General features: G+C 59.4%; 16 protein-coding genes. 12 read left to right on the forward strand and 4 right to left on the reverse strand.

What is annotated here, in order from left to right:
- Positions 1–58 precede the first annotated feature (58 nt).
- The gene (locus DW899_RS05410) at positions 59–868 is read right to left on the reverse strand and encodes an MBL fold metallo-hydrolase (RefSeq protein ID WP_117800236.1); all 810 of its coding nucleotides are present in this window, start codon (positions 866–868) and stop codon (positions 59–61) included.
- 48 nt (positions 869–916) lie between these two features.
- Between DW899_RS05410 and tilS the strand changes: the two genes are divergently transcribed.
- The 5 genes from tilS (at position 917) to DW899_RS05435 (ending at position 7,655) form a co-directional block, all read left to right on the forward strand.
- Positions 917–2,455 carry a tRNA lysidine(34) synthetase TilS gene (gene tilS / locus DW899_RS05415; RefSeq protein WP_199570268.1) on the forward strand — a complete coding sequence of 513 codons (1,539 nt, stop codon included), beginning with the start codon at positions 917–919 and terminating at the stop codon, positions 2,453–2,455.
- 147 nt (positions 2,456–2,602) lie between these two features.
- The gene (gene hpt, locus DW899_RS05420; RefSeq protein ID WP_117638074.1) at positions 2,603–3,151 is read left to right on the forward strand and encodes a hypoxanthine phosphoribosyltransferase; all 549 of its coding nucleotides are present in this window, start codon (positions 2,603–2,605) and stop codon (positions 3,149–3,151) included.
- 1 nt (position 3,152) lies between these two features.
- Positions 3,153–5,294, forward strand: a complete 2,142-nt coding sequence (ftsH, locus tag DW899_RS05425) for an ATP-dependent zinc metalloprotease FtsH (protein ID WP_117800237.1) — start codon at positions 3,153–3,155, stop codon at positions 5,292–5,294.
- Between the two features lie 189 nt (positions 5,295–5,483).
- On the forward strand, positions 5,484–6,668 hold the full coding sequence (locus DW899_RS05430; RefSeq protein WP_117800238.1) for a pyridoxal phosphate-dependent aminotransferase: 1,185 nt from the start codon (positions 5,484–5,486) through the stop codon (positions 6,666–6,668).
- A 165-nt stretch (positions 6,669–6,833) separates the two neighbouring features.
- A complete protein-coding gene (locus tag DW899_RS05435; RefSeq protein WP_117800239.1) occupies positions 6,834–7,655 on the forward strand; it encodes a PHP domain-containing protein in 822 nt (273 codons plus the stop codon).
- A gap of 98 nt (positions 7,656–7,753) precedes the next feature.
- Here the strand turns inward: DW899_RS05435 and rlmD are convergent, their stop codons facing one another.
- Positions 7,754–9,187 carry a 23S rRNA (uracil(1939)-C(5))-methyltransferase RlmD gene (rlmD, locus tag DW899_RS05440; protein ID WP_117800240.1) on the reverse strand — a complete coding sequence of 478 codons (1,434 nt, stop codon included), beginning with the start codon at positions 9,185–9,187 and terminating at the stop codon, positions 7,754–7,756.
- Between the two features lie 435 nt (positions 9,188–9,622).
- Between rlmD and DW899_RS05445 the strand changes: the two genes are divergently transcribed.
- From DW899_RS05445 to DW899_RS05460, 4 genes are all read left to right on the forward strand, one after another.
- Positions 9,623–10,483, forward strand: a complete 861-nt coding sequence (locus tag DW899_RS05445; protein ID WP_117800241.1) for a transporter substrate-binding domain-containing protein — start codon at positions 9,623–9,625, stop codon at positions 10,481–10,483.
- A 150-nt stretch (positions 10,484–10,633) separates the two neighbouring features.
- Positions 10,634–11,287 carry an amino acid ABC transporter permease gene (locus tag DW899_RS05450; protein ID WP_117806870.1) on the forward strand — a complete coding sequence of 218 codons (654 nt, stop codon included), beginning with the start codon at positions 10,634–10,636 and terminating at the stop codon, positions 11,285–11,287.
- Positions 11,280–12,044: an amino acid ABC transporter ATP-binding protein gene (locus DW899_RS05455; protein ID WP_117800242.1), complete on the forward strand. Its 765-nt coding sequence runs from the start codon at positions 11,280–11,282 to the stop codon at positions 12,042–12,044. The genes DW899_RS05450 and DW899_RS05455 overlap by 8 nt, the downstream gene beginning before the upstream one ends.
- Before the next feature lie 310 nt (positions 12,045–12,354).
- The gene (locus DW899_RS05460; RefSeq protein WP_117800243.1) at positions 12,355–14,430 is read left to right on the forward strand and encodes a translation factor GTPase family protein; all 2,076 of its coding nucleotides are present in this window, start codon (positions 12,355–12,357) and stop codon (positions 14,428–14,430) included.
- A 113-nt stretch (positions 14,431–14,543) separates the two neighbouring features.
- Here DW899_RS05460 and DW899_RS05465 read toward each other — a convergent pair whose 3' ends face one another.
- Both DW899_RS05465 and DW899_RS05470 read right to left on the reverse strand, forming a co-directional pair.
- Positions 14,544–15,527: a DNA/RNA non-specific endonuclease gene (locus tag DW899_RS05465; protein ID WP_117800244.1), complete on the reverse strand. Its 984-nt coding sequence runs from the start codon at positions 15,525–15,527 to the stop codon at positions 14,544–14,546.
- Positions 15,528–15,656: 129 nt separating this feature from the next.
- The gene (locus DW899_RS05470; protein ID WP_233539915.1) at positions 15,657–16,667 is read right to left on the reverse strand and encodes a LacI family DNA-binding transcriptional regulator; all 1,011 of its coding nucleotides are present in this window, start codon (positions 16,665–16,667) and stop codon (positions 15,657–15,659) included.
- A 415-nt stretch (positions 16,668–17,082) separates the two neighbouring features.
- Here DW899_RS05470 and DW899_RS05475 point away from each other — a divergent pair, with 415 nt between their 5' ends.
- The 3 genes from DW899_RS05475 (at position 17,083) to fsa (ending at position 20,876) form a co-directional block, all read left to right on the forward strand.
- On the forward strand, positions 17,083–18,555 hold the full coding sequence (locus DW899_RS05475) for a PTS fructose transporter subunit IIC (RefSeq protein ID WP_117800246.1): 1,473 nt from the start codon (positions 17,083–17,085) through the stop codon (positions 18,553–18,555).
- Between the two features lie 144 nt (positions 18,556–18,699).
- A complete protein-coding gene (locus tag DW899_RS05480) occupies positions 18,700–19,974 on the forward strand; it encodes a class II D-tagatose-bisphosphate aldolase non-catalytic subunit (protein ID WP_006235615.1) in 1,275 nt (424 codons plus the stop codon).
- A gap of 218 nt (positions 19,975–20,192) precedes the next feature.
- Entirely contained in the window at positions 20,193–20,876 is a 684-nt protein-coding gene (fsa, locus tag DW899_RS05485) for a fructose-6-phosphate aldolase (RefSeq protein WP_006235616.1), read from the forward strand.
- Positions 20,877–20,908 lie beyond the last annotated feature (32 nt).

Here is a 20,908-nt window from a genome sequence, read left to right on the forward strand (position 1 = left end):
AACAGCATTGCCCAGTTGACAAAACTATAGGAACACCCCCCTTTGTTGTCTTGAGGGGCTATTGAATGGTTGTCGGTTGATATTGGCTTGCAGGGCGTATCGAGAGCTTCCGCGGCCCTTGAAGACGGGTGGCAGAACTGCCGAGTTCATCATCGAGACTTGCATCAAGCGCGTTGGCATAGCTTTTGACGGTAAGGCTTGGACGATTATTGTCCTGGCTGATATGCATGGCAATGAGCTGTTCGGTGCGATCGGTAACAAGTTCGCGCGCGGCTTCGGCGGCTTGGCCATTGGAGAGGTGTCCCCTTGCAGACAGGATGCGCTCCTGAAGAAAGCGGGGATATTCTCCCTCGCGCAGCATGGTCACATCATGGTTGCTTTCGAGCGCGAGGACTCGACAATCTTTGAGGGTGTTCATGGCTTGGCTCGATAGCTCTCCGGTGTCGGTGGCAAAGCCGATGGAATCATCGAGGGCGTCGAATCGATAACCGACTGGATTGATGACATCGTGTGATGTTGAGTAGGTTTGCACGTGGATGCCGGCAATGGATAGGGCGTCGCCGGGATCGAATTCCTCGACAGGCAGATGCGAAAGATTTTCTTTGTTCGAAAGAGTGCCCCTGCTGGCAAAGAGAGGGCCGTGCCAGTGCTTGCACCAGACATCGAGGCCCTTGATGTGATCGCTATGCTCATGAGTAATGAGAAGAGCCGAGACGTTGTCTGTCGAGAGCCCCAGTTCTGCCATGCGCTTTAATGTCTCGCGGCGAGACAGTCCGTCATCGACCATAATGAGCCCCTGCGGGCCCTCGATGAGTGCGCAGTTGCCTTTTGAGCCGCTGCCAAGGATATGAAGGTGCAGACGAGACATAAGATTCCAAAGGATACAATGGGTGCGAACGAATAGAGGAGGAAGCAAATGCCAACGGTATCTCAGCATTATGGACACCATGCCGTGCCCGGGGCAGTCGATGAGACCCGGACGAGGCAGCAGGCTGCTCCTGTCGTGCTCATGGTATCAGGCGGCGCGGACTCGACGGCACTGCTTCTTATGGCGTGCACATCAAAGCTGGATATCCAAGACGGACGCGGTGTTGCCCCCATTGCTCGCGAGCGCCTGCATGTGCTGCATGTAAACCATCATCTGCGCGGCAAGGCGTCCGATGGCGACGAGGCCTTTGTGCGTGAGCTCTGCGCGAAATATGGTTTACCGCTGTGCGTGGAGCACGCTTATTTTGATGGGGAGTCGGGCAATATTGAGGCCGCGGCCCGCGAGGTGCGCTATGCCGCGGCGCGGAGGTATGTTCGCGAGCTCTGCGCCCAGACGGGGGCACCGCGAACGGCGGCTCGTATCTGCACCGCGCACACGTCTTCGGATCGCGCGGAAACGTTTTTGATGAACGCGATTAAGGGTTCGGGGCCCGCTGGCCTATCGAGCATTCCTCGCCGGAGGAATATCGTGGTGCGTCCCTTGCTCGACCTAACTCATGGCGAGCTCGTGGGCTATCTACAGGTACATGGTCAGCCGTGGCGTGAAGACGAGAGCAATGAGGATATCTCGTATCTGCGAAACTACGTGCGTCATCGAGTGATGCCGGTGGTGGCGCAGCGCAACGCGAGCGTCTGCAAGACGATTGGCGCCGCCTGCGAGATCTTAGGCGATGAGGATGCGTTTTTGTCTCAGCTTTCGGCACAGGCGTTTCGAAGCTGCCTGCGTAAGGAGGCGGCGGGCGCGCTGGTGCTCGATGCCAGGCGCCTTGCTGCGGCCGAGGTGGTAATCGCGCGGCGCATCGTGCGACTGGCGATTAAGCGCATCGATCCGGACGCTCGTCCAGAGATGCGACATGTGGAGCGAGTCCTTTCCTGCGTTGCCGAGGGCGCCGGCTCGGTCACGCTTCCGGCGGGGATTGACGCACGCATTGAGTTTGGCATGCTGGCGCTTAAGGCGCCGGCGGCTCGCGAGGGCCTGGTCGCGGACTGGGTTACCGTACCCGGTCGTTTGCCGTTGGGCGGGGGACGTATGCTGGTCACAGAACCGATGGCCGTTGAGCCGGGATGCGATATCGTGCGGCGTGCCCGTGAGCTCGCGGCTGCCGGGGAAGTGACAGCTTTGGTAGACGCGGCTGCCCTGGGTTTTGCCGACAGCGATAGTGAGCGGATCCTGGCGGGCTCGCGTGGCGAGATCCCTGCCGAGGCGCGATTGGCGCGCCTGTGGGTGGACGGTCCCGCACCGGGAGACGTGATGTGCCCGTTAGGGATGAGTGGTCGAAGCAAGAAAGTATCCGACTTGCTAGGTGAGGCTCGCATTCCCGTTTCCGAGCGCGCCGGCGTGCCCATGGTGAGGACGGCGCCGGGGGGTGCCGTGGTGTGGGTCGCCGGAGTTCGCGCGGACGAGCGTTTTAAGTGCACGGCCGCAACGCGCGTGGCATATCTGCTCCGCGTGGTCGATGCGGAATAGCGTCCCACGCCTGCTATTCTGTGCGACGTTGACGGTATTCCCGCGCTGATGGCGCACGGGCTGGTAAATTTACCCCGTGCGCTGCTAGAATGTGAAGTTCGCGTCCATACGGCGGTGTGTGGGCGATAAGCACAAGAAAGGGTTGTCATGGCTTCTCAACATCCGGATATCGAGAAGGTTCTGTTCACGCAGGAGGATATCGACGGTATCGTCTCTCGCCTAGGCGAGCAGATTACTCGCGACTACGCGGGTAAGGATCTGGTGCTGATTGCGGTCCTGCGCGGCGCCGTGGTCTTTATGGGCGACCTGATGCGTAAGATCGAGCTGCCGACCAACATCGATTTCATGGCTGTTTCGAGCTACGGCGACGGTGTGAAGTCCTCGGGTATCGTGCGTATCATTAAGGACCTGGATATCGACATCCGCGGTCGCGACGTGCTGATCGTCGAGGACATTCTGGACTCGGGCCTGACGCTCAAGTATCTGATGAAGAACCTCGAGAGCCGCAAGCCCGCTTCTCTGGAGGTCGCTGCCTTCCTGTGGAAGGACGTTGAGGGCCGCGTCTCGGCCATCACGCCCAAGTATGTTGGAACCCATTGCCCCGATGCCTTTGTGGTGGGCTACGGCCTCGACTATGCCGAGCGCTATCGCAACCTTCCGTATCTGGGCATTTTGAAACCGGAGGTTTATTCGTAAGATGCCCGACGACCGTAACGATAACAATTCCCAGACTCCCCGGGAGCCCAAGATCCCGGGGATGCCCGGAGGCAAGAAGCCCACGCGTACGGGCTGGCTGTATTTTCTTTTGGCTTGCGCGCTTCTGGGCTATGCCTTCTTTAATATGGGCTCCGGCTTTGCCAGCTCCAGCAATACCGTTAAGCTCGCGACGAGCGAGATGGTCAGCGCCATCAAGCAGGATCGCGTCGAAGATCTGACCTATACGGTTCAAGACGGAAGCGTGACGGGTCATTACTGGAAGACGAAGAAGGACAAGGGCGATACGAGCGAGCTCAAGAGCTTCTCCTCGACCTATGTCGGCTCCGATTCGCTTGCCGAGCTCATGGCGGAGCACCCCGATACCAAGTACATCGTCAACACCAACGATCCCGATTTTTGGGGCGACTTGGCGATGAGTGTGCTTCCGACGATCGCCCTTATCGCCATCATGTTCTACTTTATGCGCCAGATGATGGGCGCCAACAACAGGAACATGCAGTTTGGCAAGACCAACGCCAAGACCAACGAGGCCACACGCCCCAAGGTCAAGTTTGAAGACGTTGCCGGCGTGGACGAGGCAGTCGAGGAGCTCGAGGAGATCCGTGACTTTTTGAGCGATCCGGATCGCTATCGCAAGCTGGGCGCCAAGATCCCGCGTGGCGTGTTGCTGGTTGGCCCTCCGGGCACCGGTAAAACGCTGCTGGCCAAGGCCGTTGCCGGCGAGGCGGGCGTGCCGTTCTTTAGCATCTCGGGTTCCGACTTTGTCGAGATGTTCGTGGGTGTCGGCGCCAGCCGTGTGCGTGACCTCTTTAAGGAGGCCAAGTCCCAGGCCCCGTCGATCATCTTCATCGATGAGATCGATGCCGTGGGACGTCAGCGCGGAGCTGGTCTGGGCGGCGGTCACGACGAGCGCGAGCAGACGCTCAACCAGCTGCTGGTCGAGATGGACGGTTTTGAGGAGAGCGAGTCGGTCATCCTGATCGCCGCAACTAACCGCCCCGATATTCTGGACCCGGCATTGCTGCGTCCCGGCCGTTTTGACCGTCAAGTTACGGTCGACCGTCCGGACGTGAAGGGCCGCGAGCAGATCTTGCGCGTGCATGCCGAGAACAAGCCGATGGACGAGGACGTTAAGTTTGAGAAGCTCGCCCAGATGACCGTTGGCTTTACCGGCGCCGATCTGGCAAATCTGCTCAACGAGTCTGCACTGTTGGCTGCCCGCCGTCATCGTTCTGTGATCTCGATGGACGAGGTCGAGGAATCGATGGAGCGCGTGATTGCTGGTCCGCAACGCAAGGGTCGCGTGATGACCGAAGCCGAGCGCACCACGATTGCCTACCATGAGAGCGGCCACGCCCTGGTGGGCCACATCTTGGAGCATTCCGATCCGGTTCATAAGATCTCGATCGTCAGCCGCGGTCAGGCCCTGGGCTACACACTGCAGCTTCCGCAGGAGGATCACTTCCTCAAGACCAAGAACGAGATGCTCGACGAGCTCGCCGTGTTCTTGGGCGGTCGCGTTGCCGAGGAGCTCATGTGCGACGACATCACGTCGGGCGCGAGCAACGATCTGGAGCGCGCGACCAAGATGGCGCGCGAGATGGTCACGCGCCTGGGCATGAGCGAGGAGCTGGGCACGCAAGTGTTTGGTGAGGCGCAGCATCAGGTGTTCCTTGGTCGCGATTACGCCGATCACCAGGATTACTCCGAGGAGACGGCGCGCCGCATCGATATCGAGGTTCAGCGCATCATGCGCGAAGCCCATCGCCGTGCGGTCGAGATTTTGGATGCCCGTCGCGATCAGCTCGATCTGATGGCGAAGGTGCTGCTTGAGCGCGAGACCGTCGAAGGCGACGCCGTGGACGCCCTGCTCGACAATGAGTGGGATGCCTACCTTGAGCGCGAGGGCGATATCCTGGCGGCCAAGGAGGAGCGCAATGCCAAGGCGGCCGGCATGCCGACCAAGAAGCGCGCGCCTCGCATGAGCGAGGAGGAGCTGGCGGCTGATGCCGCGGCCTTTGCGCAGGCGGCCATGCAGGAGGATGCCGAAGCCGCATCCGATGATACTGACGATGACCATGCCGTCGTCGATGTCGATGCCGATGCCGACACCGACAAATAGTCTTTGTGGCGAAAGCCTCCGCGGGGAAACCTGCGGAGGCTTTTTCTTTTGAGCGATATGGGGTCGTCTATTGATTGGGGACAGACTTAAATGGGTGTTTTCACGCATTTAAGTCTGTCCCCAATCAACATTGCTGCGGCACTTTGCTCGGCTAAAGCGTACAATACCGCCTATGCGAAAGGGGAACAGATGATCAACGAAACTATGTATGCTCGCGGTGCGGAGAGCTCCATCATCCGCGAGATCTTTAGCTATGGCCTTGAGCGCAAGGCGCAGATCGGTGCAGAGAACGTATTCGATTTTTCGCTGGGAAACCCGAGTGTTCCGGCGCCTGCTGCCGTGGCGGAGTCCATTAAGAAGGCCTTGGAGCTGCCGAGTGACCAGCTGCATGGATACACGCCTGCACCGGGTCTGCCGCAGTGCCGTACCGCCGTGGCTGAGTCGCTCAATCGCCGTTTCGGCACGAGCTATGAGGGCAAGGATGTCTTTATGACCGTGGGCGCGGCGGCTTCGCTCACCTGCACGCTCAATGCCGTTACCAATCCGGGCGATGAGGTCATTGTTATCGCCCCGTACTTCCCGGAGTATCGCGTGTGGATTGAGAAGGCCGGCTGTACGTGTGTCGAGGCGTCTGCCGATGAAGACACGTTCCAGCTGAGCGTGGGTAATGTGCTCAAGGCGATCACCGATAAGACGGCGGCCGTCATTATCGACTCGCCAAACAACCCGACCGGTGCCGTATATACGCGCGACACGCTGACGCGACTGGCCAATGTTCTGCGCGAGGTCAACGCCAAGCGCGATCCCGAGAACCCGATCATGCTTATCTCGGATGAGCCGTATCGCGAGATTGTCTATGGCGCCGAGGTGCCTTGGGTGCCTTCGATCTACGAGCACACCATCGTGTGTTACTCGTATTCCAAGTCGCTTTCGCTACCGGGCGAGCGCGTCGGGTGGATCCTGATTCCCAATACGAATCCTCAGGCAGCTCGTCTAATGCCCGCCGTTGCCGGTGCCGCCCGTACGCTGGGCTTCGTGTGCGCTCCGGCGCTCTTCCAGCGCGTGATTATCGATTGCATCGATGAGCCGAGTGACGTTGAGGCCTATGCACGCAACCGCACGGCGCTCACCGATGCATTGGCGGAGTACGGCTACACCTATGTTGAGCCGGACGGTGCTTTCTACCTGTGGGTGAAGGCGCTCGAGCCCGATGCAAATGCATTTTGCGAGCGCGCGAAGAAGTACGAGCTGCTCGCGGTTCCCTCGGACAGCTTTGGTATGCCGGGTTGGTTCCGCCTTGGCTATTGTGTGAGTTACGAGACGATTATCAATTCGCTACCTGCCTGGAAGCAGCTGGCAGACGAGTATCGTTAAAAGCAAAGCGCTCTGCCTGTAATGTTTTACGTGAAACGGGGTTTGGTGTTGAGCCGGACCCCGTTGTCATGTACGTTGTGTCGTTGGGATGGAGCGGTTTTACGACTATCGAAGGCTATGCGTACAATGAATATACGCGACGGCCATGCCGGATAAGGAGATCCGATGCCCTACCTGCTTTCCTGTGATATCCATACTCATACGATGTTCTCTGCGCATGCATATTCGACCATTGAGGAGAATGTGTACTGGGCGGCAGAGCGTGGCCTGCAGGTGCTCGGATCTGCCGACCATCTGAGCTCTATGGTTTCACCTTGCCCCAATGACCTGCGCAGTTACCAGTTCTTTATTAACCAGGATATCTGGCCGCGCATTTGGAGCGGCGTACTGGTGCTGCGTGGTGCCGAGGCCGATATCGTTTCGCTGGACGGAAGCCTGTTTGGCGAGGACATTCCCGTTTCGCTCGATATTGCCGGCGATTCGTATAGTCGTGAGCATTCGCTGTTCGATTTGGTTACGCGCAATTTGGATTATTTGGTTGCGAGTGTGCATAATCCGCAGCTCGCTGAAGGCGCGACGCTCGCCCAGACGACCGAGATGTATATCAATGCTCTGGAGCACCCCAAAGTGTTTATGCTGGGCCACACGGGTCGCTCGGGTGTTTCCTTTGATATCGATGAGGTGTTGTTGGCGGCAAAGGCCAAGCACAAGATTATCGAGATTAACAACCATAGTCTTGAGCATGGTACCGATGCCGAGCATTGGAACGTGTGTCGCAAGATTGCCGAGCGCTGCGCCGAGCTGGGCGTGGGGATTGGCGTCTCGACCGACGCGCACATTGGTATGGCAATTGGCAAGCTCGACCAGGCGCGCAAGATGCTCGATGAGATTCACTTCCCGCTGGACCTGATCGTGACGCGCGATCGCGAGACGCTGCTGCGCGAGATGGCGGCAGCCGGCGTGTGTGACCTGCGCAAGAGCATGTAACGGGCTCATATATCCAACGAAAGGGGGCGGTCCAGACGGGCCGCCCTTTTCTTATGCCAGTAGGTTTTGGGATATGGTCAGAAATCTGCCAAGGCGGCTTAGCGGCGCTCGAGGATCGCTACGGTTTCGGTGTGGTCGGTATGGGGGAACATGTCGACCGGCGTGATCTTGAGCAGGCGATAGCCTCCGTCGAGGAGCTGGTGCAGGTCACGCTCTTGGGTCACGGGGTTGCAGCTGATATAGGTGATGCGGTGCGGCTTGAGTGCGCAGGCGGCTTCGAGGAACTCGGGGGTGGAGCCGGCGCGCGGCGGGTCGATGGAAAGGACGTCGACGCGTTCGTTGTTGTCGGCGGCATCGAGGATGTAGTCGGTGGCGTCGTCGGCCATAAACCAAGCGCTGCGGGTGAGGTCGTTGAGTTCGGCATTGCGACGTGCGTCGGCAATGCCCGCCGGGTTGCGCTCCACGCCGAGCAGCATAATGCCGACACCTCTGTCCTGGGCATCCTTCGCGGCGCACAGACCGATGGTGCCGCTGCCGCAGTAAGCGTCCATAAGAATGTTGCCCTGCTGCAGGTCCATGCCGTCAATCGCGAGCTGATAGAGCAGCTCGGTCTGCTGCGGATTGGTCTGATAGAACGCGGTAGGGGAGATATCGAATTCGCAACCGAGCAGCTGGTCGCGCATGCACTCGGCGCCATAGACGATACGAGTCTCCTCACCCAAGATGGCGTTACCGGGACGGCCATTGATATTTTGGGCAACGGTGACGATATGCGGATCGAGTGCCGCGACGGCCTCAAAGAACTCCTGTGCATGCGGTAAGTCACGCTGGGCGGTCACGAGCGTAACCATGACCTGGTCGGTACGCCAACCGCAGCGGACGACGGCATAGCGAAGCAAACCAAGATGCTTGTCCTCATTAAAGGCGGGAATATGCAGCCGCTCAGCTTCGCGCGCGATGCCGTTGAGAATCTGACGGGCACCTGGCGCCTCGACAGGACACTCGGGTACGGCAACGATCTTGTGCGTGCCACGCTCAAAGAAACCGCAACGGACAGCGCCCTCCTTACCGGGAGCAAAGGGAGTGGCAGCCTTATGACGAAAGCCACGCGGCGCAGGATATTTACCCGGGTCGCCCAGGGTAACACCCATACCGCGAATGGGATCAACGGCAATACCCTCGCGCTCGCAGAGCTCAGCAAACAGCTCTTCCATAGCAACCTGCTTGGTCGCCAGCTGCTTCTTATAAGGACGATTGAGCGCCGTGCATCCACCACAAGCCCGCATGATGGAACAAGGCGACTTGGGATCCACGGCCTTTCGCGCAGGCGAAACCGAATCTTTATGTGGGCGCTTGGTGCGAGCCTGAGATGCCTTGTCCTCGCTCCGATGAGAACTGGGGCGCTTGGCCTTAGCCTTACCCTTCGCATCCTGAGACGACTTGGATTTCTTAGAAGATTTTTTCTCCTCCGACCCTTCAGTCGCTTCGATCAAAGCACGACGAGCCCTACGCTCCGCACGAGATTCTGCCATGAATTAACCCCACTATTAAATAAAAGAAAAGTCCGAAGTAATTGTACCGTGCATTCAACGTGCCCGATTGGAGGGGACGCCTATTTAAGGTCCCGAGCACGTTGTCTCCCGGAATGCCGGCAGCCGTCACGGTATTTAATTTGTCGCGAGTTCCGCACGAACAGGAGGCCACTTAATGTGGCCTCCGTCGTGAGCAGGACTGTAGAGCAGCAAATTAAATACCGTGACGGCTGCCGGCATTCCGGGTGCTCCAACCTAGTGCTCCATGCGCGCTTTCCGTCTTGCGCAGGACTGTAGAGCAGGAAACTTAATTACGCGCCGCTCCCCGCCCACGCCGGGCAAACCCTCCCTTGTACTCCATCAAGGTAAAGTGTATGATTCTGAACGTTACATGACTCACTTTACCTAACTAAAGTGCCATCAAGGGGGAATACTATGAATACTGAAATGTCTCGTCGTCAGTTTGTTGGTCTAGCCGGCTCGCTCGCCACGGTGCTGGGCCTTGGTCTTGTTGGTTGCGGCGGTGGTGCCGGCAAGGGCTCCGCTGCTGGCTCTGCCGCGGCCAAGGATGTGAAGGGCGCTGCGGAGTCCAAGAAGCTCGTGGTGGGCTTTGATAAGTCCTATCCTCCGTACGGCTTTGTGGGCGACGATGGCGAGTACACCGGCTTTGATCTCGATCTTGCCAAGGCTGTTGCCGATAAGCAGGGCTGGGAGGTCAAATACGAGGCCATCGATTGGGATGCCAAGGACACGCTGCTCAACTCCGGTGCCATCAACTGCATCTGGAACGGCTTTACCATGGAGGGTCGCGAGGACGACTACACGTTCTCCGAGCCGTACATGCTCAACGAGCAGGTGCTGGTGGTAAAGAAGGATGCGGGCATCAAGAGCTGGGACGATCTTGCCGGCAAGACCGTGATTACCCAGACCGATTCCGCTGCGCAGGATGTGCTCGAGGGTGACCAGAAGGATCTGGCGGCGACGTTTGCCACGCTCGATACCATCGGCGAGTACAACACGGCCTTTATGCAGCTCGAGAGCGGCGCGGTCGATGCCGTGGCTTGCGACCTTTCGATTGCCCAGTATCAGCTTGCCGCCAAGCCCGATGCTTATACGCAGCTTGATGAGCCGCTGTCCAGCGAGCACTACGCCGTCGGCTTTAAGAAGGGCGACACCAAGTCCGCCGATGCCGTGACCGAGTCGCTCAAGGCGCTCTACGAGGACGGCACGGTCAAGGACCTGTGCGACAAGTATGCAGAATACGGTCTTTCCTTCGACAACTGGGTTCTGAAATAGCGGCTTTCCCAGGCACCCGATTTTGCCGTTCAAACCGTCGCTTGCGTACATTTAGTACGCGGCGCTCCTCTTTCACGGCAAACTCGAGCACCTGGAAAACCCGCTTTAGCATTGGGTTTGCTGTTCTGTTGTCGCGAAAGAGAGCTTAGGTTGTCTATTCAGGTCATGATGCAGATGCTTGGCCAGGGATTCTTGGTCAGTTTGCAGTTGTTTGTGCTGACGCTGCTGGGGTCGATTCCGCTGGGAATCCCCGTGGCGTTTATGCGCATGAGCAAAATCGCGCCGCTCCGCTGGATTGCGCGCATCTATATTTCGGTGATGCGCGGCACGCCGCTCATGCTGCAGATGTTTGCCATCTACTTTGCCCCGTACTACGTGTTTGGCATTTCGCTCACGCCCGATTCCAAGTGGACGGCGTGCGTCGTAGCGTTCATCATCAACTACGCTGGTTACTTTGCCGAGATCTATCGCTCGGGTCTGCAGTCCATTCCGCGCGGTCAATACGAGGCAGCCGAGGTGCTGGGCTATTCGCGCATGCAGACGTTTCTGTATATCGTGATGCCGCAGGTCGCCAAGCGTATTCTGCCGGCGATGGGCAACGAGATCATCACGCTGGTCAAGGACACGTCGCTGGCGTTTGCCATTGGCGTGGGTGAGATGTTCTCGACGGCCAAGGCGCTGGTCGCCTCGCAGGTGAGCATGGTGCCGTTTGCGATCGCGGCGCTGATCTACTGGGTCTTTAACTTTGTGGTCGAGATGCTGCTGGGCGCCGCCGAAAAGAAGCTGGACTATTATCATGACTAATTCAGTGATGAAAATCGAAAGCGCGCGCAAGGCGTTTGGCGGCAATGAGGTGCTCAAGGATATCTCGCTCGAGGTTAAGCGCGGCGAGGTCGTGGCGATTATCGGACCTTCGGGTGGCGGTAAGTCCACGCTGCTGCGCTGCGCCACGCTGCTCGAGACGCTCGACGGTGGCTCGCTCTCGTTTGGCGACCTTGCCGTCGCGACGGATGCGGGATCGGGTGCGGTCTATGCGAAGGGAGATGTTCCCAAGCAAGCGCGCTCGCGGTTTGGTCTGGTGTTTCAGAACTACAACCTGTTCCCGCACTATACCGTGATGAAAAACATCATCGACGCGCCGATCCGCGTGCTTAAGCGCCCGCGCGAGCAGGCGGAGGCCCGTGCACACGAGCTTATTGCACAGATGGGGCTGACGGGCAACGAGAACAAGGTACCGTGCGAGCTTTCGGGCGGTCAGCAGCAGCGCGTGAGTATTGCCCGCGCCTTGGCGCTCGACCCGGAGATCTTGTTCTTTGACGAGCCGACTTCGGCACTCGATCCCGAGCTGACGGCCGAGGTGCTGCGTGTCATTAAGGACCTCGCTGCGCAGAACATGACGATGGTGATCGTGACCCACGCAATGCAGTTTGCGCGCGATGTTGCCGACCGCGTGGTCTTTATGGATGGCGGCCGCATTGTCGAGGAGGGGCCTGCCGATCAGGTCATCGATCATCCGCGCGAGCAACGTACCCGTGAGTTCTTGAGCCGTATCGAGGGATAGGCTCAGGTATTTACTCAACTATTAATTGAGGCGAAGCCGCCGCAGGTCTTACGGTCTGCGGCGGCATTTTATTTGCATCGGCGAGGTCCAATAATCGCTTCGCATGCGTTTTCCTTCCTCTCGCCGTCTGTAACCATACGTGCGCCGAAAGGTGTGCATGGACAGTCACCTGTGAGGGTAGGGTGGTGGCATAGGACATTTGGAGGGTGAGTCGGCTCGGCTGCCGACCATGCTGCTCCCGGGACGGCACCGACCGCGAACTCTCCCCGTTGGCGTCGCGCATTGCGCGCGGCCCTGCAAGGAGGTCATCATGGGTGCTCCCAAGACCGGCAATGTAAGGAACGTGGTGCTCGTAGGCCAAGGCGGGGTGGGCAAGACTTCACTCGCCGAGGCCATGCTCCACCTTTCCGGCAAGACCGCCCGCCTGGGCGGCCACGACGGCACCAAGCCCACGCTCGACTATGACCCCGAAGAGGTCAAGCGTTCGTTCTCCATCTCGACGACCATCGCGCCGATCGACTGGAAGGGCGCCCGCATCAACGTGCTCGATGCCCCGTGCTACCCCGATTTTATCGGCGACGCCTTTGCCGCGATGAGCGTCTGCGAGACGGCTCTGTTTGTGGTCGACGCCGAGGCCGGCCCGCAGTCTACGACGGTTAAGCTCTGGTATGCCGCCGAAGACCTGCGTCTGGCGCGTGCGGTGTTCGTAAACCGCCTGTCGCGCTCCGAGGCCAGCTTTGCGACCACCATGGACCTGCTGCAGGAGCGCTTTGGCACGCGCCTGGGCGCCGTGACCCTTCCCTGGGGCGAGGGCGAGGACTTTGACGGCATTATCGACCTGGTGCGCATGAAGGCGCGCCATTGCAACGGCACCGAAGCCGTTGAGTCGGAGATTCCCGAGGAGTATCGTGCCCAGGCCGAGGAGGCCCACGACCATCTGTGCGAACTGGTGGCCGAGGCTGACGACGAGCTGATGATGAAGTATTTGGAAGGCGAGGAGACGCTGACACAGGAGGAGCTTGAAGGCCTGCTGTCGAAGGCGATCGCCGAGCGCATCTTTGTGCCGGTCTTTGCGGGCGATTGCATTAAGGAGCAGGGCGTCAACTCGCTGATGGATGACATCGCGACGTACTTCCCAGCGCCGACCGACTATGGCGAGATGCCGCTCATCGACGGTGATTCGCTTAAGATCTCGAGCGACGATGACCGTCCGGTGGCGTTTGTGTTTAAGACCCTGGCCGATCCGCAGCAGGGCCGTATCAGCTTTATCAAGGTACTGACGGGCACGCTTGAGCCGGGCCTTGAGCTGGTCAACGCGCGTACCCGCAAGAGCGATCGTCTGGCTCACCTGTATGTGATGTGCGGCCGCGACATGACCGAGGTCGGTCACGCCTATGCCGGCGACATTATCGTGGCACCCAAGTTGGCGGCCGAGACGGGCGATACGCTCTCCATTACCGGTAAGGTCGAGGCGGCGGCGTTTAAGTTCCCCAACTCGCAGTACCGTATTGCCATCGAGGCCGAGAACCGCGGCGACGAGGAGAAGCTCTACACGTTTATCGAGAAGGCGTGCAAGGCCGATCCGACCATGAGCATCGATCGTGACGAGGAGACCGGCCAGACTATCATCTCCGCCGTGGGTGAGGCGCAGGTTTCGGTGCTGCTCAATCGTTTGGAGGATCGCACCAAGGTCGTGGCCAAGAGCGTGCCGATCCGCATTCCGTATCGCGAGACCATCCGCCGCACGGCAAGTGCTCAGGGTCGCCACAAGAAGCAGACTGGCGGTGCCGGTCAGTATGGCGACTGCTGGCTGCGCGTTGAGCCGCTCATTGGGCCCGACGGCACGAGCGATGGCTATGAGTTTGTGGACGAGGTCGTGGGCGGCCGAATTCCGCGCTCGCTGATCCCCGCCGTGGACAAGGGTGTCCAGGAGACCATGAAGGACGGCATCATTGCCGGCTACCCGCTCACGGGCATTCGCGTGGCCGTGTACGACGGCTCGTATCACAGCGTCGACTCCAACGAGATGGCGTTCCGTGCGGCGGCTCGCATCGGCCTGCGCAAGGCATGCGCCGATGCCGACCCGGTGGTGCTGGAGCCCATCGAGGAAATCACGGTGACTATCCCCGAGAGCTACGCCGGCGCCGTGATGGGCGACATCTCGGCCTCACGCGGTCGCGTGACGGGTATGGAGACCGATGAGCGCGGAGACACCGTGGTCATTGCCCAGGCGCCGCTGGCCGAGCTGACGGACTACTCGACGCGTCTGCGCTCTATCACGCGCGGCACGGGCGACTTTACCATGAAGCCCGCCGGCTACGAGCAGGTGCCCTATGACGTTCAGGCCAAGCTGGTCGAGCGCTATGAGGAGGGCCGCGCCAAGTAGCGCGGGGCTTTGCCTGCAACATACATGTCGATGCAAGGGCCGCTCTGGGCAATCCAGGGCGGCCTTTTTGATTCCCAGTGGGGTTGCAAATCAGTTCTTGTCGTGGCTCGGGGCTAGTCTCCCGAGGCCTGGTTGCGGCCGGTGGTGTAGTCGATCTGCACATGCGGTTGCAGGTTGTAGCAGTACACGTGGAAGCACAGCGTCTTGCCGTGGTCCTCGACCGATTGCGCCTCAAGGCGCACGCCACGGCAGACAAGTTCCTCTTCGTTATACATGGGCGTGACGCGGTAGAGCACATGGTTGCCCGTGTCACGGATGTATCCTAGGATTTGCTCCTCAAACGGTAGCATGCCCGTCTCGTTGAGATAGCGCGTGCCGGTGAGGAGATTTTTGCGGTTGGCGTTTTCGCCGCAGAGCGACCAAGCGATAAGGTGGCAGCGGTTATAGAGGCTCTGGCCCGGAATAAAGTCGTAGCGCTGCTGGTGCCATCCGGCGGGGTGGATACGCGAGATATCGCCGCGCTTGCCTTGGCCGAGTGATTCGGGTCCTATGCAGGCGAGCGCTTTGCGGGTGCGGCCCAGGCTGTCGAGCTTGGAGAACTTCTTAAAGCATCCTTCTTCGGTGGCCCGTTCGTATTCATCGAGCGTGAACGACGGCGTGCCGAGCGGGTGCGTGCTGTCGGCGCGCAGGGCAACATAGGGATTACCCGCGTAGTCGGGAATGCTGCTGAGGTATACGCCGCGGGCGCGGTCGAGATCGGGGTTTTCGACCTCGTCGATGGGGGTGGCGGCGCTGTTCGCGGAAGCGTCGTCACCGGTGTCGGGTGCGGCGGAATCGGAGCCATCGCCAGGGCCTTGGCTATTTTGAGAGTCCGAGGAGCTTGCTGTTCCCGATTCGAGTCGGGCAACCAGGTCCGCCTCGTCATCGGTGCGGCTGGGACTCTCGTCTTGCTTCTCGGCCAGGGCTGCCGCCTGCTCATCACTTTGCGGCGACAACAGCTTGGGCGCTACGTCGAGCGACTCTGTGAACAGCGCAAACCCCAGCACCACGGCGGTGCCGATGGAAAGTACTTGCTTGTAAGCGGACTTGCGCGACATGGAGGCTCCTGGATGGACGGTTGGGAATCTACCAGTCTAGCAGGAGCCGACAGGGGCCGTTCTGTCGAACAAATACTTAAGATTTGGGACAAACGCTACTGATTCATTTGCCTCATATTTGACGTATGGCTAGATCGAGGTGGAATCGAGCCAATTGAGTTTGCATTCGAGAATGCGCTGCTCACCGGGCGTGCTGCTGCCATCGAGTAGCGCGAGGAGCATCTCGGCCGCCTCTCTGCCTTCCTGGTCGACGGGCTCGATGATCGTGGAGACGGTCGGCGTGGTGAGGTTGGTCCAGTCTTCGCAGTTGAGTCCCAAAAGACCGATTTGCTGCGGAAGTAGATGGGCCATGGGCTGGAGGGCCTTGTAGACACGGGGAAGTGCCCACTGATTTTGCACGAAGATAAGGGTTCGCTTGGCGGGGTTGAGCTTGTATTTAAAGTACTCGGTAAGCTCACTGACCGACGGCTTGTTGTGGTCGATGGGAATCGCTTTGTAGAGCTGTCCGTTCGCTGCCAGCGCCTCGGCATACCCCTGAAAACGCTCCATGCGGGTGCGCATTTCGGTCATGTTGGCGGCAATGGAGAAAAAGTCCTCGTAGCCGGCGTCGAGGAGTGCCTGCGTGGCGTTGTACACACCGTCGTAAAGGTTGGTTTTGATCCAGCTCGTGCCCGGGCTGTAGATGGCCGCGTCAAAAAAGACGACGGGCTTGCCGGCGCGCTTGATGCGGTCGTGCACGGCTTTGAAGTTTGCCGTGGGCTGGATGATAAAGCCATCGACGCCCAGCGAGAGCATTTTGTCGACATACATGAGCTCGGTCTCGGGGTTAAAGTTGCTCGTGCAAACGACCGTCTGGTAGCCCGCGGGGAGCATGACCTGCTCCATGCCGTTGAGGACGAGCCCCGCCCATTTGTTGGTGTTATCCAAGATGATGATGGCGATGACGTGGGTCTGTTTGCCGGTGAGTGTTTGCGCCTGGGCGTTGGGGACGTATCCCAGCTCCTTGATGACGCGCGCAATCTTTGCCTGCGTCTTCTCGCTAAGCTTTTCTCGTTTGTCGTTGAGGTAATACGAGACGCTCGCCGTCGAGGTTCCCGCCTCTCGAGCGACGTCTGCGATCGTAACGCGCTGTTTTGCCACAGCGACTCCTTCCGACAGATGAGCATTTTCCAGCATGATGACTTTGAGTCTTGGTGTGGGATGCGCTTCGGTGAGCGACCTTTTCCTTTCATATGAGTATGCAACAAATGCGGTATACGGGTGGGGTCGAAATTTGTGACCGGCATGCGCATCTGCCGTCTACCGAGAAAATCAAATACTTCTTGACTTTTGAAATCGAGGGTAAAATCGCAGGATTCTTTTTTGGTTAAACGCATAACTAAATCGCATAACTAATGCCCTGACCTGCGCGTTTACCGAAATAAGCTGGCATTAAGAAAAACGAGCACCTATATTGGTCTTGTCGAAAAGACAGCAAGTCCAAACGGCAGGGGATGCTCCGGAGGCCTCCGCAAACGGTGTCTTGCGCACGCAACTCTATGAAAAGAGGGAAGCAATGAAGATCGTAGGCGTTGCCGCCTGTACCGTGGGTATTGCCCACACGTATATGGCCCAGAAGGCGATTCAGGATGAATGCGCCGCCCGTGGCATCGAGTGCAAAGTCGAGGCTCAGGGTGGCCTGGGTATCGAGAACGAGCTGACGCAGGAAGACGTGGATTCTGCCGACCTGGTGCTCGAGTCCGTCGACGTGGGTGTCGAGAACGAGGATCGTTTTGAGCAGAAGATGGCCGAGGGCAAGTTCCTGAAGGTCGGCACCTCGGATGTAATCGCCGATCCGGTAAAGATCATCGACCAGGCCGTTGAGATCATCAAGGCGACGGGTGGCGCCGTTGACGCGCCCAAGGCCGAGGCCAAGGCAGAGAAGAAGGCCGTCTCCGCTGCCCCGCAGGCCCCGACGCCGGCGTCCAAGCAGTCTATCTTTGCCGATCCTGGTAAGACGCTGCTCAATGCATTCAATACCGGCGTTTCCTATTTTATCCCCATCGTCGTTATCGGCGGCGTGTTCCTCGCCTTCTCGCTGGCATCCGGTACCGCCGGTGCCAACGGCATGGAGGTTACGAACCCGCTGATGGTGAGTCTTAACACCATCGGCATGGCCGGTATCTCCATGATGATCCCGGTGCTTGCGGCATACATCTCCTACTCGATGGCCGGCAAGCCCGCACTCGCCCCCGGTTTTGTCCTGGGCTACCTGGTCAACAACGCAGTCGTTACCCCTAACGGCAACAGCGTTTCGACCGGCTTCTTGGGCGCCATGATTATGGCGGTCATCTGCGGCTACTTTGTCCGCTGGATGAAGACCTGGAAGGTCAACAACACCATCCAGACCATCATGCCCATCCTGATCATCCCGATTCTGACCTCGCTTGTCCTGGGCATGGCCTATATCTACATCCTTGCCACGCCGCTTGGCTTTGTGATGGACTGGCTCACCGGCGTGCTCGGCAGCCTGCAGGGCGGTTCCGCAGTTGTCCTGGGTCTGGTCATTGGCGTTATGACCGCCTTCGATATGGGTGGCCCCATCAACAAGACCGCCTCGACCTTCACCATGGCCATCATGGCCTCCGGTATCTACGGTCCTAACGGTATGTTCCGCGTCGCCGTTGCCGTTCCCCCGATTGCCTGTGGCCTCGCTGCGCTCATCGCCAAGAACAAGTTCGATGACGCCGACCGCCAGATGGGCATCTCCGCGCTGTTCATGGGCTGCATCGGTATTACCGAGGGCGCTATCCCCTTTGCGGTCAAGGACCTCGGTCACACCCTTCCCGGCATTTGCATTGGCTCTGCCGTGGGTGCGGCGCTTGCCGCCTTCCAGGGTATCGACTGCTACGTCCCGCACGGTGGCTTTATCGTCGCCCTTGCCACCAACAACGTCGCGCTGTTCTGCCTGGACATCGTGATTGGCGCCGTGGTCGCCGCTGCAATCCTGATTGCCATGAAGCCCACGCTCGACAAGCAGGCCAAGTAAACCTTTAAGGACTCCGGTTGTGCGGAGGGATGGATCTGACTCCGCACAACCGCCCCTACACAACAAAATCCATCCGTACTGATAGGGCCCACATCTGGGTCCCAGGGAACTTTTGTCAAAAATCCTCTGGAGAAGGAGAACAAAATGTCCAACCTCACCATCCGCCAGGCCGTTCAGGGCATGCTCAAGCTGCAGGATAGCGGCGATCACGCAACCATGGTCGGCATTGGCCCCATGAGCCCCAACCTGATTCAGGCCGTGTTCGAGCTTGCCAAGGACGAGGATTTCCCGCCCATGTTTATCGCCAGCCGTAACCAGGTCGATATGGACGAGATGGGCGCCGGCTACGTCAACGGTTGGGACCAGACGCGCTTTGCCGCCGACATCAAGAAGGTTGCCGACGAGGTGGGTTACACCGGTCCGTACTACCTGTGCCGCGATCACGGCGGCCCGTGGCAGCGCGACGAGGAGCGTAACGCCCACCTGCCCGAGGACGAGGCCATGGAGCTCGCCCGCAAGTCCTTCGTCGCCGACATGGAGGCAGGTTTTGACCTGTTGATGGTCGACCCCACCAAGGATCCCTATCAGATCGGCAAGGTTATTCCGCTCGACGTGGTGCTTCGCCGCACGATCGATCTTATCGACTACCTTGAGCAGTACCGTCGCGAGCATAACCTGCCCGAGGTTGCCTATGAGGTCGGTACCGAGGAGACCAATGGCGGCTTGACCTCTACCGATAAGTACGAGGAGTTCATTTCTCAGCTGCAGCCCGAGCTCGAGAAGCGCGGCTGCCCCATGCCCACCTTTATCGTCGGCCAGACCGGTACGCTCACCCGTTGGACCGAGCAGGTCGGTCATTACAACTTCAAGAACGCCCGCGAGCTCGCCGACATGGCTAAGCGCTACGGCGTGGGCCTGAAGGAGCACAACGCCGACTACCTGGATGACGCAACGCTGCTCGAGCACATCCCGGCTCACGTGACGGCCTCCAATGTCGCCCCTCAGTACGGCACCGAGGAGACCCGCGCTTACCTCAAGCTCTGCGCTACCGAGCAGATTCTGGTCGACAACGGACTGTGCGACGATCCCTCCGACCTGTATCACACGCTGCTGGTTAAGGCTATCAAGACCGAGCGCTGGCGCAAGTGGATGACCGGCGACGATGTCAACCTGCAGGTTGACGACATTCTGGCCGACGACGAGCTCAGCCTGAAGATTCTGGATGTCTCCGGCCACTACGCCTTTAACGATCCCGAGGTCAAGGAGCAGGTCGAGAAACTCTATCGCAACCTCGCTGCCCAGGACATCGACGGCAAGCGCTTTGTGATCGAGCACATCAAGCGCCCGATCAAGCAGTACGTCGTCGGTCTTAACCTCAAGGGCGTCACGAGCCGCATCGAGAAGGCTCTCGAGGACTAGGTAGTTCCGGCGTTTTGACAAACGCCGGACCGGTCGACGCTGCGCGGGCATCTGCCGGGCAATCTGGCGCTCAAGCCGTCGCTCGCGTACCAAAGTACGCTTCGCTCCTCTTTCGCACCACCTTGCCACGGCAGATGCCCGCTCGCTGACGTTGGATTGACCGACGATCGGGCCGCTGTCCTTAGATTACTTGCAATTCATTTGAAGGAGTTTGCACCATGAAGTTCTTTATCGATACCGCCAACCTTGACGAGATCGCCGAGGCTAAGAGCTGGGGCTGCCTTGCCGGCGTCACCACCAACCCGTCCCTGTACGCCAAGACCGGCGGCAAGCTGGCCGACTTTGAGCCCCACATGCTCAAGATCGCCGAGCTTTGCGAGGGACTGCCCGTGTCCGCCGAGTCCACCGCGACCACTGCCGAGGGCATGATCGAGGAGGGCAAGCGTCTTGCCGCTCTGGCTCCCAACATCGTGGTTAAGCTTCCCGTGTGCGAGGCCGGCCTCGCCGCCTGCCGCGCCCTGGCCGATGCGGGCGTGCGCGTCAACATGACGCTTGTTTTCTCGCCGACTCAGGCCTTGATGGCCGCCAACGCCGGTGCCCGCTACATCAGCCCGTTCGTCGGCCGCTTTGACGACATCGCCGAGGACGGTATTTCGCAGCTCGACAACGTTGTGACCTGCATCAAGAACTATGACTGGACCGGCAAGAACGTCGACGACACCGTCGAGATCATCACCGCATCCGTCCGCACGCCCAATCACGTGACCCAGGCGGCGCTGCTCGGTGCCGATATTGCGACCGTCCCCATGGCTGCTCTTAAGAAATGCCTGCATCACCCGCTGACCGACCAGGGCCTCGCCTCTTTTGAGGCTGACTGGCAGAAGGTCGTCGCTCAGGCTTAACGAGTGGATTGCCCCGGCATCGCGTCATCCGG

Origin of the sequence: Collinsella sp. AM41-2BH (assembly GCF_003468085.1) — a bacterium.
Taxonomy (GTDB): Bacteria; Actinomycetota; Coriobacteriia; order Coriobacteriales; family Coriobacteriaceae; genus Collinsella.